The organism is Vibrio taketomensis, from assembly GCF_009938165.1.
GTDB lineage: Bacteria > Pseudomonadota > Gammaproteobacteria > Enterobacterales > Vibrionaceae > Vibrio > Vibrio taketomensis.
Genome location: NZ_AP019649.1, coordinates 2596830 through 2612283 on the forward strand (window position 1 = coordinate 2596830; position 15454 = coordinate 2612283).

A 15454-nucleotide genomic window follows, 5' to 3' on the forward strand; every position below is an offset into this window, starting at 1 on the left:
CTAATTCCTTCACCAAATACTAAGTTGGATACCGTCTATGGATCAAAATCCGCAGTCACAGCTGAAACAACTTGTCATCAAAGGCAAGGAGCAAGGCTATCTGACCTACGCAGAAGTTAACGACCACTTGCCAGCAGAAATCGTAGATTCTGAGCAGGTTGAAGACATCATTCAAATGATTAACGACATGGGTATCCGAGTGGTGGAAACTGCTCCGGACGCTGATGATCTTGCTCTAAATGATGATGACACAATTACCGATGAAGACGCAGCAGAAGCTGCGGCAGCTGCACTTTCAAGCGTAGAAAGTGAAATCGGTCGAACTACTGACCCAGTACGTATGTACATGCGTGAAATGGGTACGGTTGAGCTACTGACTCGCGAAGGCGAAATCGACATCGCGAAGCGTATCGAAGATGGTATCAACCAAGTTCAAAATGCTGTTGCAGAATACCCTGGCACTATTCCATACATTCTTGAGCAATTTGATAAGATTCAAGCGGAAGAACTTCGCCTGACTGATCTTATCACTGGCTTTGTTGATCCAGACGCAGAAGAAACGACTGCGCCAACCGCTACTCACATCGGTTCTGAATTGGAAGAATCTGATCTAGAAGACGAAGATGACGATCTAGATGATGATGACGAAGATGGCGATGATGACGCAGAAGAAACGGAAGAAGATACTGGTATCGATCCTGAAGTAGCGCTAGAGAAATTCACTTCACTACGCAATACTTTCCAGAACTACCAGCTAGCGGTAAATGAACACGGTCAAGAAAGCCCGAAAGCACAAGTTGCTCACGAGCTAGTGCTAGACGTATTCAAAGAGTTCCGTCTAACGCCTAAGCAGTTCGACTACCTAGTAGAAGAACTACGCACTTCTATGGAGCGTGTACGTACTCAAGAACGCCTGATCATGAAGGCAACTGTTGAATACGGTAAAATGCCTAAGAAGTCATTCATTACTCTATTCACTGGTAATGAATCAACGGAAGCATGGTTAGACGAAATCCTAGCATCTGACAAGCCATACGCTGACAAGATCAAGCTAAGTGAAGAAGACATTCGTCGTTCTATCACTAAGCTTCGCATGATCGAAGAAGAAACGTCACTAACGGTTCAAAGCATCAAAGAAATCAGCCGTCGCATGTCTATTGGTGAAGCAAAAGCTCGCCGTGCGAAGAAAGAGATGGTTGAAGCGAACTTACGTCTTGTTATCTCGATTGCGAAGAAATACACCAACCGTGGTCTACAGTTCTTGGATCTGATCCAAGAAGGTAACATCGGTCTAATGAAAGCGGTTGATAAGTTTGAATACCGTCGTGGTTACAAATTCTCAACTTACGCGACTTGGTGGATTCGTCAGGCGATCACTCGTTCTATCGCAGACCAAGCACGTACGATCCGTATTCCGGTGCACATGATCGAAACGATCAACAAGCTAAACCGTATCTCTCGTCAAATGCTGCAAGAGATGGGTCGTGAGCCATTACCGGAAGAATTGGCAGAGCGTATGCAGATGCCAGAAGATAAGATCCGTAAAGTACTGAAGATCGCTAAAGAGCCAATCTCAATGGAGACACCAATCGGTGACGACGAAGATTCGCATCTAGGTGACTTTATCGAGGATACCACTCTAGAACTACCACTAGACTCAGCAACAGCTACAAGCTTAAAAGCTGCGACTAAAGACGTTCTAGCGGGTCTAACGCCTCGTGAAGCGAAAGTACTGCGCATGCGCTTTGGTATCGACATGAACACTGACCACACTCTAGAAGAAGTGGGTAAGCAGTTCGACGTTACTCGTGAACGTATCCGTCAGATCGAAGCGAAAGCACTACGTAAACTACGTCACCCAAGCCGTTCAGAAACTCTGCGCAGCTTCCTTGACGAGTAATCTCGTAGAGATGAATTAAAAAAGGTGAGCACTAGCTCACCTTTTTTGTATCTATTCGGTTTAACTGAATAAAAACTAAACGGAATTACCCCGTATAGTGGCTAGACACCCCTACCGGCATCCCCTATAATCGTTCACCTAATTTGGCCCCTTAGCTCAGTGGTTAGAGCAGTCGACTCATAATCGATTGGTCCCCAGTTCAAGTCTGGGAGGGGCCACCAATTTCGAGAGCCTGATGAAGTAATTCATCGGGCTTTTTTGTGCCTACAGCAAATAATCCCTACAAATAATGGGACTAATAAACTGAGGTGTCGAATTCTATTCGGCCAATGAAATGGACAGAAGCGCAACCCTTATGCCTGATAGTGAAATCGTCGTTTTTCCTTGGAACACAAATTTTGAAACCGGAATTGCAAGTATTGATCAGCAGCACCTACAGCTGTTCAAACTAGTGAATAAACTTGCCAACGCCTTAGTTCATGAAAACCGAATAGAGATATCTGAAATATTTGAACAGCTCGCAGACTACGCCAGCTACCACTTTACGGAAGAAGAAAGAGTTTGGTCGGAATACTTTCAGCAAGACGATTGGATGCTCTCTCATGCCCGCACCCACCATAGTTTTCTCCCCGATATTCTTGCTATTCAAAAAGAATCACTCAATTCAGATTGGCGAGATACGATTGAGAAAGTGCTTCAGTTTCTGGTTCGTTGGTTAGCGTTGCATATTCTCGAAGACGATAAAAAAATGAGTCTGGTAGTAAGAGAACTCCAAGCAGGGCTCTCTTTGAGCGAAGCAAAACAAATCGCTAAGAAAAAAATGCGTGGTTCCGTTGGGGTGTTAATCGACACAGTACTCACCATGTATGAAGAGCTCTCTTCACATGCCATCGAGTTAATTCGAGAAAAGCACCGCCGTATTGTCGCTGAACGTGAATTACTCGCCCTCAATCAGCAGCTACAACAACTTGCTATCACTGACGAACTCTGCGGCCTATACAATCGTCGCCATTTTATGCAAGTCATCCCCAATCACATCGAACAAGCTTATCGCAGCCAAACTCCCCTATGCTTTGTCTCACTCGATTTAGACCACTTCAAAACGCTCAATGACTCTTTAGGGCATATTCAAGGCGATAATGCCATTCAGCAAGTCGGTATCACATTACAACGTTTATTCTGTCAGGAAGGGCAATTTATCTTCCGTATGGGAGGCGAAGAGTTTCTTCTTGTCGCAACCAGCACCTCGATAGAACAAGCTCAGCAATTTGCTGAATCAATCCGCTCAAGCATTGCCTGTATTAAACTTAACAATGATAAAAAAAACCTCAGTCATCAATTGACTTGTTCCGTTGGGGTATTTTGTCATACTCCGCAGTTCAACGATGATTTCCTCTACTTCTTAGAAAGAGCTGACCACGCACTCTATCAAGCAAAAAATAGCGGACGTAATCGAGTGGTGTTTGCTAACTCATGATAAAAAAAATGGCTAACCTTAAAGTTAGCCATTTTTTCAATTCAAACAGTTGGATTAAATTGCCCAACCACCAGCGTAAAACGCAACTAAGACTGCGGTTAACAGCACAATTCCAAAGCTCAGTTTCTTATACTCGCCAGAGATCACTCGGCCAACAACCAAGCACAAGAAGCCCAGCATAATACCTGTCACGATATTCGCGGTGAGTACAATGAATACCGCACACATTAAGCCTGACAGCGCATCAATCGAGTCTGAGAAATCCAGTTTGCTCACGTTGCTTAGCATTAATAAACCTACGTACATCAATGCAGGCGCAGTCGCATAACTAGGAACTAGGTAACTGATTGGTGAGATAAATAGCACCAACAAGAATAGCAAACCGACTACAACTGCAGTTAAGCCTGTTTTACCGCCCGCCGCCGTGCCCGCTGCTGATTCGATATAAACCGCAGCTGGAGAACCACCAACAAAACCAGAAACAATACTACTCACAGAGTCTGACGTCAGCGCCTTACCACCATCGATGATATTGCCATCTTTATCCAAAAGATTGGCTTGGCCAGCTACCGCACGGATAGTACCTGTCGCATCAAAAATGGCCGTCATCACCAACGCTAATACGCTTGGTAGTACTAATGGACTGAATGCACCCATAATATCCATAGTGCCAAACAAAGAATGTTCACCGCCAAATGATGGCATGGCAAAGAAACCTTGATATTGCACATTTGGATCAAAGATAAGACCTAGAACCGAAATGGCGATAATCACGAGTAGGATACCGCCAGGCACGCGACGCTTTTCCAAGCCAAAAATCGCGGCTAAGCCCAAGACAGACATCAATACTGGGAATGATGTGAAATCACCAAATTTAACCGGTAAGCCTTCTGCAGGGTTCTTTTCAACTAGGCCAACACCTGTAGCGGCAATCAACAGCAAAAACAGACCAATACCAATGCCAGTGCCATGAGCAATACCTGTCGGTAGATGAGTAAGAATCCATTGACGCAGACCAGTAACGGTAATGGCAGTAAACACCACACCCATCAAGAATACTGCGCCTAACGCAACTGGAATTGATACACCTTGTCCAAGCACCAAACTAAATGCAGTAAACGCAGTGAGAGAAATGGCACAACCAATCGCCATCGGCAAGTTTGCCCATAAGCCCATCAATAGAGAACCAAATGCCGCCACCAAACAGGTCGCAATAAATACCGCACCTTGATCAAATCCAGCAGCCCCTAACATACTCGGTACAACAATGACTGAATAAACCATCGCAAGAAACGTTGTTAGACCAGCCAATACCTCTTGGCGAATATTGCTACCACGTTGAGCAATTAAGAAGTACTTATCGAGTTTGCCACTCAAAGAAGCACATGAGGAAGAGTTCTCAGCTTGATGCGCTTGAGATGGAGTCTTGTCAGACATGGGGATTCCTATTTAGTTTGCAACAGCATACCTCATAACGTTCTGGCAGCAGATTTGCTCATATCAATGAACTCGTTTTGCCACAACGCTTGGTTAATACCGAGTTTGTTTAGCAGTTAAATCTGGTTAAACAGCAAAATACAAAATTGCGAGTGCTGTTTAGAGGCGAGAAAGTACTCTTTCTTTATCACAATGACAAGTGATTTAACCCTTTACCGCAAACGTTATCGTCACCAAGTTAGATTACGTTTTTAAGAAGAAAATAAAGGTTACGAATTTTCAATATCTAACCGATATAACGATACCAACAGAGTGTGAAAAGATAGATAAATTAATCTGACAAGCTACAATGCGCGTAACGCTTATTCTGCTCACTCGCTCTTAACCACTCGTGGTTATGACCGCTATTTATCAGGACATCATCATGTCACGTGACTATACCATTGACTGCTTAGCCAGCACGCCCACTCACGAACTAGAAGAACTGAGCCAACGCCTCATTCAACGTTTAGTGCCTGAAGACTACATGAGTGAACTTTTCACCTTTGATAGTGAAGAAACAGACTCAGAGGACAAACTGCAAGAGGCTCAGCTTGATGCCATGTTGCGCCTTAATGCTATTGCACTTAGCCAGCTCCCGGCACTCTTTGCGGATTCAGAAAATAGCGCGCAAAACATTCTGCGCATGCAGCGTTTACTGCTGTGGCACTTCTATGCCGTATCGTTTCGTCTAACCCAAGCAATATCACTTGAAGAGCACTGCCGTCACGTAGAAACCCTACTTCAACAAAGCCCAGAGAACACTCTCGAATGGCTAACAACTCTCACTGACCTACTACGTCAATACGCACAAATTGCCCAAGCATAATTTATTCATCGCTCATAGCAATGTGAGCGATGCACTTCCAGCTTGAGATATCATTCTTTCCTATCTCCTTCGCTTGCTCACTTCTCTACCTACGCTAACAACATCATCGGGTGAACCTTTAACTTTGCCGCCGATTCGAGGTCATATTCAATCGATAAAAACGGGTTTTATTGTTGCCAAATAGTCCGTTGTAGTGAGTAAAAACAGGCGTAGATTTAAAGACATGGACAGACACATTACATTTAAACGCTGTCTATTAAGGAAAAAGTATGAGTCACTTCAATAGTCAAGAACATCAACACGCTCAACATGGTCACCAACACGGCGCTGAATTTGAACATGAAAAAATGGAACGTCGCTACGGCGATGAAGTAGAGCACAAACATAACCGTGACCACCATGAAGTGCGTGAACATGAGCAAAGCCACCCTCATATTCAACACGGCGGTGATCCGGTTGGTCACAAACACCCGGTACAATCTCATTCAGACCGTCATGAACATCACGATGCCCATCATCACAAAACTAAACAACATGACCATAAAAAACATTCTCGTGAACACCACAAAACCGGTCATCAAGAATAATTAACCGCTAGTGCTATTTCATCGAGTCAGCAAACACAAAAAAAATGGCAGCGTTAAATTCGCTGCCATTTTCGTTTGTATCACATTATTCAACCGTTACGGATTTAGCTAAGTTACGCGGTTGGTCAACATCCGTACCTTTAATTAAGGCAACGTAGTAAGACAACAACTGCATTGGCACTGTGTAGTAAATTGGCGCAGTAATGTCACTCACGTGTGGCATAGTGATGATCTTCATCGTGTCATCCGCTTCAAAGCCTGCTTCTTCATCGGCAAACACATACAACAGCCCACCACGTGCGCGCACTTCTTCGATGTTTGACTTGAGCTTCTCAAGCAGATCATTACTTGGCGCAACCACCACCACTGGCATATCGGCATCGATTAACGCTAACGGACCATGCTTTAGCTCACCCGCGGCGTAAGCTTCTGCGTGAATATAAGAAATCTCTTTCAGTTTCAGCGAGGCTTCCATCGCCACAGGGTAGAACTCACCGCGACCTAAAAATAGCGTGTGATGCTTATCCGCGAAATCTTCTGCTAGAGCTTCGATTTCTTTCTCAAATGATAACGCTTGCTCGATTTGATTTGGCAGCGCATGCATTGCACTAACAATCTCCTGTTCACGCACTTTATCGATAGTGCCACGCTCTTTACCGAGCGCAGTAACCAGCATCAATAGTGAGATCAACTGAGTGGTGAACGCTTTCGTGGATGCCACACCAACCTCAACCCCAGCTCGGGTCATAAAGGCAAAATCTGACTCACGCACCAATGATGAACCTGCGACGTTACAAATCGTCATTGCGGCCATGTAGCCTTTCTCTTTAGCCAGGCGCAATGCTGCTAGCGTATCAGCCGTTTCACCAGATTGAGAAAGGGTAATCAACAAGCTATTTGGGCGAGTGACAAATTTGCGATAGCGGAATTCTGAAGCAATTTCGACATCACAACTAATCCCAGCAATCGCTTCAAACCAGTAACGGGCAATCATACCTGCGTTGTATGACGTACCACAGGCGACAATTTGAATATGTTCGGTCTTAGCAAGAATGTAAGCCGCTTTAACGCCAATCGCATCTGTAATCACCGAATCAGCAGTGATTCGACCTTCCATGGTATTAATTAGTGCCGTTGGCTGCTCAAATACTTCTTTTTGCATGTAATGACGATAATTACCTTTATCTGCCGCATCATGCTCCAGTTTTGATTCGGTAATCTTACGTTCAACGTGCTCACCGAGGCTATTGAATACGGTCACGTCGCGACGAGTGACTTCCGCAACATCTCCCTCTTCAAGGTACATAAAACGACGAGTCACGTTAAGCAGTGCCAACTGGTCTGAAGCAAGGAAATTTTCACCGACACCAAAGCCAATCACGATTGGGCTACCTGAACGAGCGACAACCAAACGCGATGGGTCGTTACGATCCATCACCACGGTACCATAAGCACCTTCAAGCTGTTTTACTGCAGATTGCACCGCGACCAATAATGATGGTGCAGAACGAAGTTCCCACTCAACCAAATGGGCAATCACTTCCGTATCTGTTTGTGACACAAATTGATAGCCACGCTCGGTCAACGTGTCACGCAACTGCTCATGGTTTTCGATGATGCCATTGTGCACCACTGAAATATCACCAGAGACGTGAGGATGGGCGTTGATTTCTGAAGGCTCACCGTGTGTTGCCCATCGAGTGTGAGCGATGCCAGTGCCACCAACAACATGTGCCGAATCTACCGTATCCGCCAGTTCTTGCACTTTACCTAAGCGGCGAATACGCGTTAAGTTGGATGCCGAGTCAACAATGGCAACACCGGCGGAATCATAACCACGGTATTCCAGTCTTTTCAGTCCTTCTACTAAGATTTCTGCAACATCACGCTGCGCCACAGCACCGACGATTCCACACATAGTTGTTCTCCATTTTTATTCCAGCGCCAGCAAGCAAAGGCACCTTGGTTCAAGATCTAATTGTTAATTTGCGATTTGTTGGATTAAGCGAGAATGACACGAACGCCATGCGACTCAATTTGCTGTTGGTATTCAGCAGGTAGGTCTTTATTTGTAACCAATACGTTGATTGCATCCCAGCTCAGTTCTAAATTTGGTATTCGACGACCGATTTTTTCTGACTCAACCATAACAATGACTTCTCGAGAGACTTCTGCCATGACGTTGCTAAGCCCAACTAACTCATTGAACGTGGTAGTTCCTCGGTCAAGATCGACGCCATCAGCACCAATAAACAGCTGATCAAAGTCATACGATCGTAGTACGGTTTCAGCGACCTTGCCTTGAAACGATTCAGAGTGTGCATCCCAGGTTCCACCCGTCATCAGCAGATGAGGCTCGTTCTCTAGTTCGTTAAGCGCATTCGCGACGATCAGTGAATTGGTCATCACAACTAAACCACGCTTATCATTTAACTGCTGAATCAACGCACCGGTCGTACTTCCGCTGTCGATCACAATTCGGTTGTGATCACGAATTAGCGTTGCAGCCGCCTCCGCCAGCTCTATCTTTCGAATCGAAACTTTACTGTTAAGTTCCTCATTAACAACTTCCGAGGGAAGTGCGATAGCTCCACCATAACGGCGTAATAATTGACCGTTCTTCTCTAATGAGGCTAAATCCTTTCTAATCGTTACCTCTGAGGTATCAAACTGATTAGAAAGTTCTTCCACACTGACTTCGCCTTTGGTGTTAACCAATAATGAAATTGCATGTCTTCTAAGTTGTGTATTTCGTTTCGACATTGATCAATTTACTCTTAGTTTCGTTTCGAAACTTATTATATCAAATCGAAACTTATGCGTCTATTTATTTTGAACCAAAAATTAATCTTTAGCGATAAAACCTTGTCCTAAGACAATTCTTAAGCAGTGATATTGAATTGATTCGGTGGTAGAATTCGCAACCGAAAAGAAAAAATTACAGAATTAGGCGTCATTTAATTGCAATCATAGACAACTAAGTTGATATAAATCACATTAAATGGCGTAACATCAATGTCAAAACGGTCATAAAATGACTAAATTTGGCGAAAGACTTTCAAAACTGGAGCAAGACTAGAAGGCGTAACTACACTGTAGGTTTGTTAAAGCAAATTTACTCGAGCCATCCTTGCTGCAGCCTGAGTATTGAGCACTGAATTGATGCAATACTCGAATAAAAACCAAGTTTGAAATTGTAACTATATTATTTACCGGAGAGTATCTTCCATGAAAAAGACCAAAATCGTTTGTACGATTGGCCCTAAAACTGAATCTGTTGAGAAGCTAACTGAACTTGTGAACGCAGGCATGAACGTAATGCGTCTAAACTTCTCTCACGGTGACTACGCAGAACACGGCACTCGTATCGATAACTTCCGTAAAGTAATGGAAGCGACTGGTAAACAACTTGCAATCCTTCTAGACACTAAAGGTCCAGAAATCCGCACTATCAAACTAGAAGGCGGCAACGACGTTAACCTAGTAGCTGGTCAAGAATTCACTTTCACAACTGACGCAACAGTTGTTGGTAACGCTCAAACTGTAGCTGTTACTTACCCAGGTTTCGCTAAAGACCTATCTGCTGGTAACACAATCCTAGTAGATGACGGCCTAATCGAGATGGAAGTTATCTCTACAACTGAAACTGAAGTTAAATGTAAAGTTCTTAACAACGGTGCACTTGGCGAAAACAAAGGCGTTAACCTACCTGGCGTTTCTGTTCAACTTCCAGCTCTATCTGAAAAAGACAAAAACGACCTTAAATTCGGTTGTGAGCAAGGCGTTGATTTCGTTGCAGCATCTTTCATCCGTAAAGCAGCTGACGTGAAAGAAATCCGTGAAGTTCTAAACGCAAACGGCGGCGAGAACATCCACATCATTTCTAAGATCGAAAACCAAGAAGGTGTTGATAACTTCGATGAGATCCTAGAACTTTCTGACGGTATCATGGTTGCTCGTGGTGACCTAGGTGTTGAAATCCCAGCTGAAGAAGTAATCTTCGCTCAGAAGATGATGATCGAGAAATGTAACCGTGCACGTAAAGTAGTTATCACTGCTACTCAAATGCTAGATTCTATGATCAACAACCCACGCCCTACTCGTGCAGAAGCAGGCGACGTTGCTAACGCAATCATGGACGGTACTGACGCAGTAATGCTTTCTGGCGAAACAGCAAAAGGTAAATACCCAGTTGAAGCGGTATCTATCATGGCTCAAATCGCGAACCGTACTGATTCAGCTCTAAAAGCTGAGCTAGGTTCACGTCTAGACAGCCCACGCCTACGCATCACTGAAGCAGTATGTAAAGGTGCGGTAGACACTGCTGAGAAACTAGCAGCACCACTAATCATCGTTGCAACTGAAGGCGGTAAATCAGCTCGCTCAGTACGTAAGTACTTCCCAACTGCAAGCATCATCGCGCTAACTACTAACCAAAAAACTGCAGCACAACTAGTTCTAACTAAAGGTGTTCGCCCAGTTCTTGTTGATTCAATCGACAGCACTGATGACTTCTACAAAAACGGTAAAGAGTACGCTCTAACTTCTGGTTTTGGTAAGAAAGGCGACATCGTTGTTATGGTTTCTGGTGCACTAGTGGCTTCAGGTACAACAAACACAGCATCTGTACACGTTCTATAATTTATTAACGTATACAAGCAGTTAAATAAAAAGAGGGCTATGCCCTCTTTTTTTATATACTCGCTTGCCTCGCTATAAACTAGATTGTATATTCGCGCAAAAGTACTACGTACTGTTTAATCAGATTCAAGGTTGAAGTAGCTCTGATTGCTAAAGCGAGGATTGTATAGTGCCAAGCCCAACATTAACTGACAAAGTGGCTAAGATGATTCGCCACGACATCTTAGTGGGAAATTATAAACCCAGTGAAAAACTGGTTGTTGCTGAGCTTAAGAAACGCTACGACGTTGGAGCCTCACCAATTCGCGAAGCATTGGTTCAGCTTTCATGGTCAAAGTTTGTGATCGTAGAGCCACAAAAAGGCTGTTGGGTTGCGCCGATTTCCGAGCAAGAGCTTTCTGATCTGCATGAAAGTTTGAGGGTGGTCGCACCGGTATTGCTAAGGCAGTCTATTTCGTTGGGTGACGAAGGTTGGGAACTAGAATTGCTCACCGCCTATCACAAGCTTGCACGTTTAAAAAACACTCAAGAGGAATATGAGTGGATTGAATGGCAAAATCGTCAACGCCACTTCCACGAGTCCCTACTCAGCGCGGCGTCATCTAAAATTATGTTGGTATTCTTCAATGAGCTGCTCAATCAACTGCAGCGCTATCGCTTCCACGCGATTTGTAATGGAATGAATTGCCAAGCGATAAATATTGATGAGTATGAATCGATCATCAAATCCGTATTGGCTAAAGATACTGAAGGTGCGATAGAAAAGTACCAACACCTCGTTTCAAATACGGTATTGCAGCTAGACCTTGCGTTTAGTCCAGCTGCGTAAATACACAAAGATTTAGCCGACTTGTGGTTTATTCTTCAAGTCGGTATACCACCTCAACGCGATCTCGAATAACGATGGTTGAATCTTGATAACCATTAGATTCGCTCTTCATATCCATACTCATCGCACGCATTAATACCGGTTTAGCACTATTGCCGTTATAGTTGATTTCCCAAACCTTATCTAAATCTCGATCAAAACCTTTCGCTAAAGATTTTGCTTTGCTCTGCGCATCTTCAATTGCAGCACTACGTGCTTGCTGTTGATATTTCGCTTCGTCTTTAACTTTCAAGGTAATGTTGTCGACTTGGTTAATACCAGAACTTAACGCCGTATCTAAGTACTGGTTCAGCTTATCAAGATCATCCACTGTAACGGTGACGGTGCGGCTTGCTCGATAGCCAACCAACTCAGCCTGGCCTTGTTTTGGATAGTGATATTGAGGAGCAATGTATAGGTTAGTACTGGTAATATCATCTGCTGTTACACCTTGCTTTTTCAAACTCGCAAGGAATGCACTAACCGCTTTATCCACGCTTTGCTTCGACTGCTCAGCCGTCATCGTGGTCTCTACCACCTGTACCGAAAACTCTGCCATATCAGGCTTGGCAACAACTTCACCATAACCAGTGGTTGTAAGATGAGGAAAGTTGTAATCACTCGCCATCGCGCCAAAGCTTGTTGTGAGCATCAATACCGCCAAGGATAACTTATTCATATCTATCGCCTTATTCCTGTCACTGAGACACTGTTCTAAATACATAATAAGCCTAACAGATGATTAAACCAGCACCTTGACTGTAAACTGACATAACTTTAACTAAGTCAGCTCGGTAAAATAACCCGCGAGTGATTGATGATGGCATCAGAAATTGATTTTAAAATACCGGTTTCTAGCTGCCAGTGATGCCAATAAATGCGCTGAGAAAGGAAAAATCCCGGTGTGATATCTACCAGCCATCCCTGTTCTAATTCCTCTTCAATTTGCAGCCTTGGAATAAGACAATAAGCAACACCATTCAGTGCAAGTTTGACAAACGCTTCGGAGCTACGCACGGTATGTTTCAGTACACTGCCTTTGGGTAAATTGAAGTGCTGATGCAAAAAGCGATCGTTCATATCATCATGAAAGTCATAGGCAAGTGTTGGCGCTTCAAGCAATGAATCTCGATTTACTCCATCAGGAAAATAGTGCTGAGCAAATTCAGGGCTTGCGACACATAGATAATCCACTCGTCCTAAGTAATCGGCATCACAGCCGGGAATGGATTGGGATTCTAAACTGATTGCGCCAGCCACCTCCCCGTTACGCAGTTTTTCAAGCGTTCGCCCCTCATCATCAACCACTAAATTGAGCGCAACACGCTCACGCTTCAGCAGATCACTTAATGCTGGTAACAACCACGTCGCTAAACTGTCGGCGTTAGTGGCCAGCGAAAGCTGTAGTGGTTGATAGCTGGCATCATTGCGTAACTCAGGCACCAAATCGCTTTCCAATAATCTGACTCGACGATAAAGACCTAATAGCTTTTTGCCAATTGGCGTTGGTTTAGGAGGTTGCTCACGGATCAGCGCAGGTTGGGCGAGAAACTTCTCAAGCTGCTTTATCCGCTGAGAAACCGCTGATTGAGAGATAAATAACTGCTCTGCTGCATGTTCAAAACTGCCAAATTGTACAATGGCATCCAATGCTTCTATCCATTTGTAATCTAAACCACGCATCACTCTTTTCCTTCGCGTCATTATTTTTATCGCATAAGCACTACTTATATTACATTAAAATCATTAAATATACTTATCTTGGCTAACCCGTTATCTTCGCTGCATCTTTTACCCTCACTTGGAGAGAAAACAGTGAACTTTTGGGTTTTGTTACAAGGATTTAGTCTTGGTGCGACGATGATTATTCCAATCGGTGCGCAAAATGCCTACGTGCTTAACCAAGGTATTAAACGCCAACATCATCTAACCACAGCGATCACCTGTAGCCTTCTTGATACCATTTTTATTTCGCTGGGGATCTTTGGTGGCGGCGCACTCTTGTCGCAAAACGAATTGTTGTTAACGGCTGTCACTCTGGGTGGTATTGCCTTTCTTTCTATCTATGGTGCATTAGCGTTAAAAAGCGCATTTCGCGATCCAGCCACACAAGAAAAGGCGCAGCACATGGTCGCTCGTGGTCGCAGAACCGTAATTCTGGGTGCTATGGCCGTGACGATTCTAAACCCACATCTGTATCTCGATACGGTGGTAATCTTGGGCTCGATTGGTGGGCAGTTTGAAGGTCAGGACCGACTCTCGTTTGCACTCGGTACCATTATGGCTTCATTTGCTTGGTTCTATACGCTATCGATCGGCGCGGCCAAATTAGGGCCAACCTTGTCGAAACCTAAGGTAAAAAAAGGCATCGATATTCTGGTAGCTATTATGATGTTCACCATTGCCTCTGTACTAGCAAATGGATTAATTGAACAATATTGGTGATAAAAAAAGCGAGGCTAAATGCCTCGCTTTTTCATAAACTTAATCGAAGAGATTATGCATCGACTTTGTTTAGATGCACATCCATCTGTGGGAATGGAATTTCGATACCGGCTGCATCCAATGCTTCTTTGATTGCTTGAGTTGAATCGAAGTATACATCCCAGTAATCCGCAGTGTTACACCATGGGCGCACAACGAAGTTTACTGATGAGTCAGCCAGTGCTACTACACCGATAGTAATATCAGGATCTTTAAGGATACGTGGATCTTTTTCCAATGTTTCACGGATAACTTGTTTGGTCAGTTTTAGATCTGAGCTGTAAGAAACACCAATCATCAGGTCAACACGGCGAGTGTCATGACGTGAGTAGTTAGTAATTGGAGAGCCAATGACACCTGAGTTTGGTACCACTACCATCTTGTTATCTGGTGTTTTTAGTACGGTTTGGAAAATTTGGATAGCTTCTACGCTGCCCGCAACACCTGATACTTCTACATAATCGCCAGATTTAAACGGACGGAAAGCCACAATCAACACGCCAGCGGCAAAGTTAGATAGTGAACCTTGTAGTGCTAGACCAATTGCTAGGCCTGCTGCACCGATTACAGCAACCACTGAAGCAGTTTGCACACCAATACGGCTCAATGCCGCGATTAGCACGATAACGAATAGCGTGTAACGTACGATGCCGTGTAGAAACTCAACAACCGCTTTGTCCATCTTCTTCTTATCAAGCATTTTAGCAACGCTGTTCGCGATCGCTTTCGCTACGATATTACCGATAAACAGAATCAGAATCGCTGAAATGATATTCACACCGTACTGAACCAATAAATCAGAGTTACCCTCTAACCAAGTTTGAGCTTGAGAAAGGCCATCTACCAATGGAGTTTCAATCCCCTTTGACTCACCTGCCATATAATTTTCCTCTTCTTTGAATAGGCTAACTAACCTAGTACTGCTTTAATTTAACGACAATATCCCTATTGTTGACTGAACCTTTTGCCAGTTTCGCGGCAAAATAGCCCATTTTGTTACTTTAGAAAAGTAAAGATTGTGCAAAGACAATCGAAAACAAAAGGTTAACTTTGTGCAATCACACTAACCAGTTAAAGCCTACGCACTTGAACTTAGTTTCGCCACAATTTTTATGCATATAGATTCAAAGTCTTACGCGTTTTCATGACATAAAACCCGCTCAATGAGCGGGTTTTTAAAACGATTAATTCT

General features: G+C 43.9%; 13 protein-coding genes and 1 tRNA gene. 8 read left to right on the forward strand and 6 right to left on the reverse strand.

Features of this window, described 5'->3' with window-relative positions:
- Positions 1–37 precede the first annotated feature (37 nt).
- From rpoD to Vt282_RS12020, 3 genes are all read left to right on the forward strand, one after another.
- Positions 38–1900 carry an RNA polymerase sigma factor RpoD gene (rpoD, locus tag Vt282_RS12010; protein WP_162063483.1) on the forward strand — a complete coding sequence of 621 codons (1863 nt, stop codon included), beginning with the start codon at positions 38–40 and terminating at the stop codon, positions 1898–1900.
- A 145-nt stretch (positions 1901–2045) separates the two neighbouring features.
- Positions 2046–2121: transfer RNA gene (locus tag Vt282_RS12015), tRNA-Ile, on the forward strand.
- A 134-nt stretch (positions 2122–2255) separates the two neighbouring features.
- Complete coding sequence (locus tag Vt282_RS12020; RefSeq protein WP_162063484.1) at positions 2256–3377, forward strand: GGDEF domain-containing protein; 1122 nt, start codon at positions 2256–2258, stop codon at positions 3375–3377.
- A gap of 54 nt (positions 3378–3431) precedes the next feature.
- On the opposite strand, the gene Vt282_RS12025 is transcribed toward Vt282_RS12020, so the two are convergent.
- Positions 3432–4814 (reverse strand): NCS2 family permease, encoded by a 1383-nt coding sequence (locus tag Vt282_RS12025; RefSeq protein WP_162045523.1) that lies wholly within the window; start codon positions 4812–4814, stop codon positions 3432–3434.
- Between the two features lie 424 nt (positions 4815–5238).
- On the opposite strand from Vt282_RS12025, the gene Vt282_RS12030 reads away from it, so the two are divergent.
- Positions 5239–5682: an exoribonuclease R gene (locus Vt282_RS12030; RefSeq protein ID WP_162045522.1), complete on the forward strand. Its 444-nt coding sequence runs from the start codon at positions 5239–5241 to the stop codon at positions 5680–5682.
- 269 nt (positions 5683–5951) lie between these two features.
- On the forward strand, positions 5952–6269 hold the full coding sequence (locus Vt282_RS12035; protein ID WP_162045521.1) for a cation diffusion facilitator family transporter: 318 nt from the start codon (positions 5952–5954) through the stop codon (positions 6267–6269).
- Positions 6270–6354: 85 nt separating this feature from the next.
- Here the strand turns inward: Vt282_RS12035 and glmS are convergent, their stop codons facing one another.
- The gene (gene glmS / locus Vt282_RS12040) at positions 6355–8187 is read right to left on the reverse strand and encodes a glutamine--fructose-6-phosphate transaminase (isomerizing) (protein ID WP_162063485.1); all 1833 of its coding nucleotides are present in this window, start codon (positions 8185–8187) and stop codon (positions 6355–6357) included.
- Positions 8188–8270: 83 nt separating this feature from the next.
- Positions 8271–9032 (reverse strand): DeoR/GlpR family DNA-binding transcription regulator, encoded by a 762-nt coding sequence (locus Vt282_RS12045; protein WP_162063486.1) that lies wholly within the window; start codon positions 9030–9032, stop codon positions 8271–8273.
- 465 nt (positions 9033–9497) lie between these two features.
- Here Vt282_RS12045 and pykF point away from each other — a divergent pair, with 465 nt between their 5' ends.
- Both pykF and Vt282_RS12055 read left to right on the forward strand, forming a co-directional pair.
- Complete coding sequence (pykF, locus tag Vt282_RS12050) at positions 9498–10910, forward strand: pyruvate kinase PykF (protein WP_162045515.1); 1413 nt, start codon at positions 9498–9500, stop codon at positions 10908–10910.
- Between the two features lie 169 nt (positions 10911–11079).
- Positions 11080–11739, forward strand: coding sequence for a GntR family transcriptional regulator (locus Vt282_RS12055; RefSeq protein WP_162045514.1), 660 nt, complete (start codon positions 11080–11082; stop codon positions 11737–11739).
- A gap of 28 nt (positions 11740–11767) precedes the next feature.
- Here the strand turns inward: Vt282_RS12055 and Vt282_RS12060 are convergent, their stop codons facing one another.
- Together Vt282_RS12060 and Vt282_RS12065 are read right to left on the reverse strand one after the other, a co-directional pair.
- On the reverse strand, positions 11768–12457 hold the full coding sequence (locus Vt282_RS12060; RefSeq protein WP_162045513.1) for an oxidative stress defense protein: 690 nt from the start codon (positions 12455–12457) through the stop codon (positions 11768–11770).
- Between the two features lie 107 nt (positions 12458–12564).
- Complete coding sequence (locus tag Vt282_RS12065) at positions 12565–13461, reverse strand: LysR family transcriptional regulator ArgP (protein ID WP_162063487.1); 897 nt, start codon at positions 13459–13461, stop codon at positions 12565–12567.
- Between the two features lie 132 nt (positions 13462–13593).
- On the opposite strand from Vt282_RS12065, the gene Vt282_RS12070 reads away from it, so the two are divergent.
- Entirely contained in the window at positions 13594–14223 is a 630-nt protein-coding gene (locus Vt282_RS12070; RefSeq protein WP_162063488.1) for a LysE/ArgO family amino acid transporter, read from the forward strand.
- Positions 14224–14275: 52 nt separating this feature from the next.
- On the opposite strand, the gene mscS is transcribed toward Vt282_RS12070, so the two are convergent.
- Entirely contained in the window at positions 14276–15142 is an 867-nt protein-coding gene (mscS, locus tag Vt282_RS12075; RefSeq protein ID WP_162045510.1) for a small-conductance mechanosensitive channel MscS, read from the reverse strand.
- Between the last annotated feature and the right edge of the window lie 312 nt (positions 15143–15454).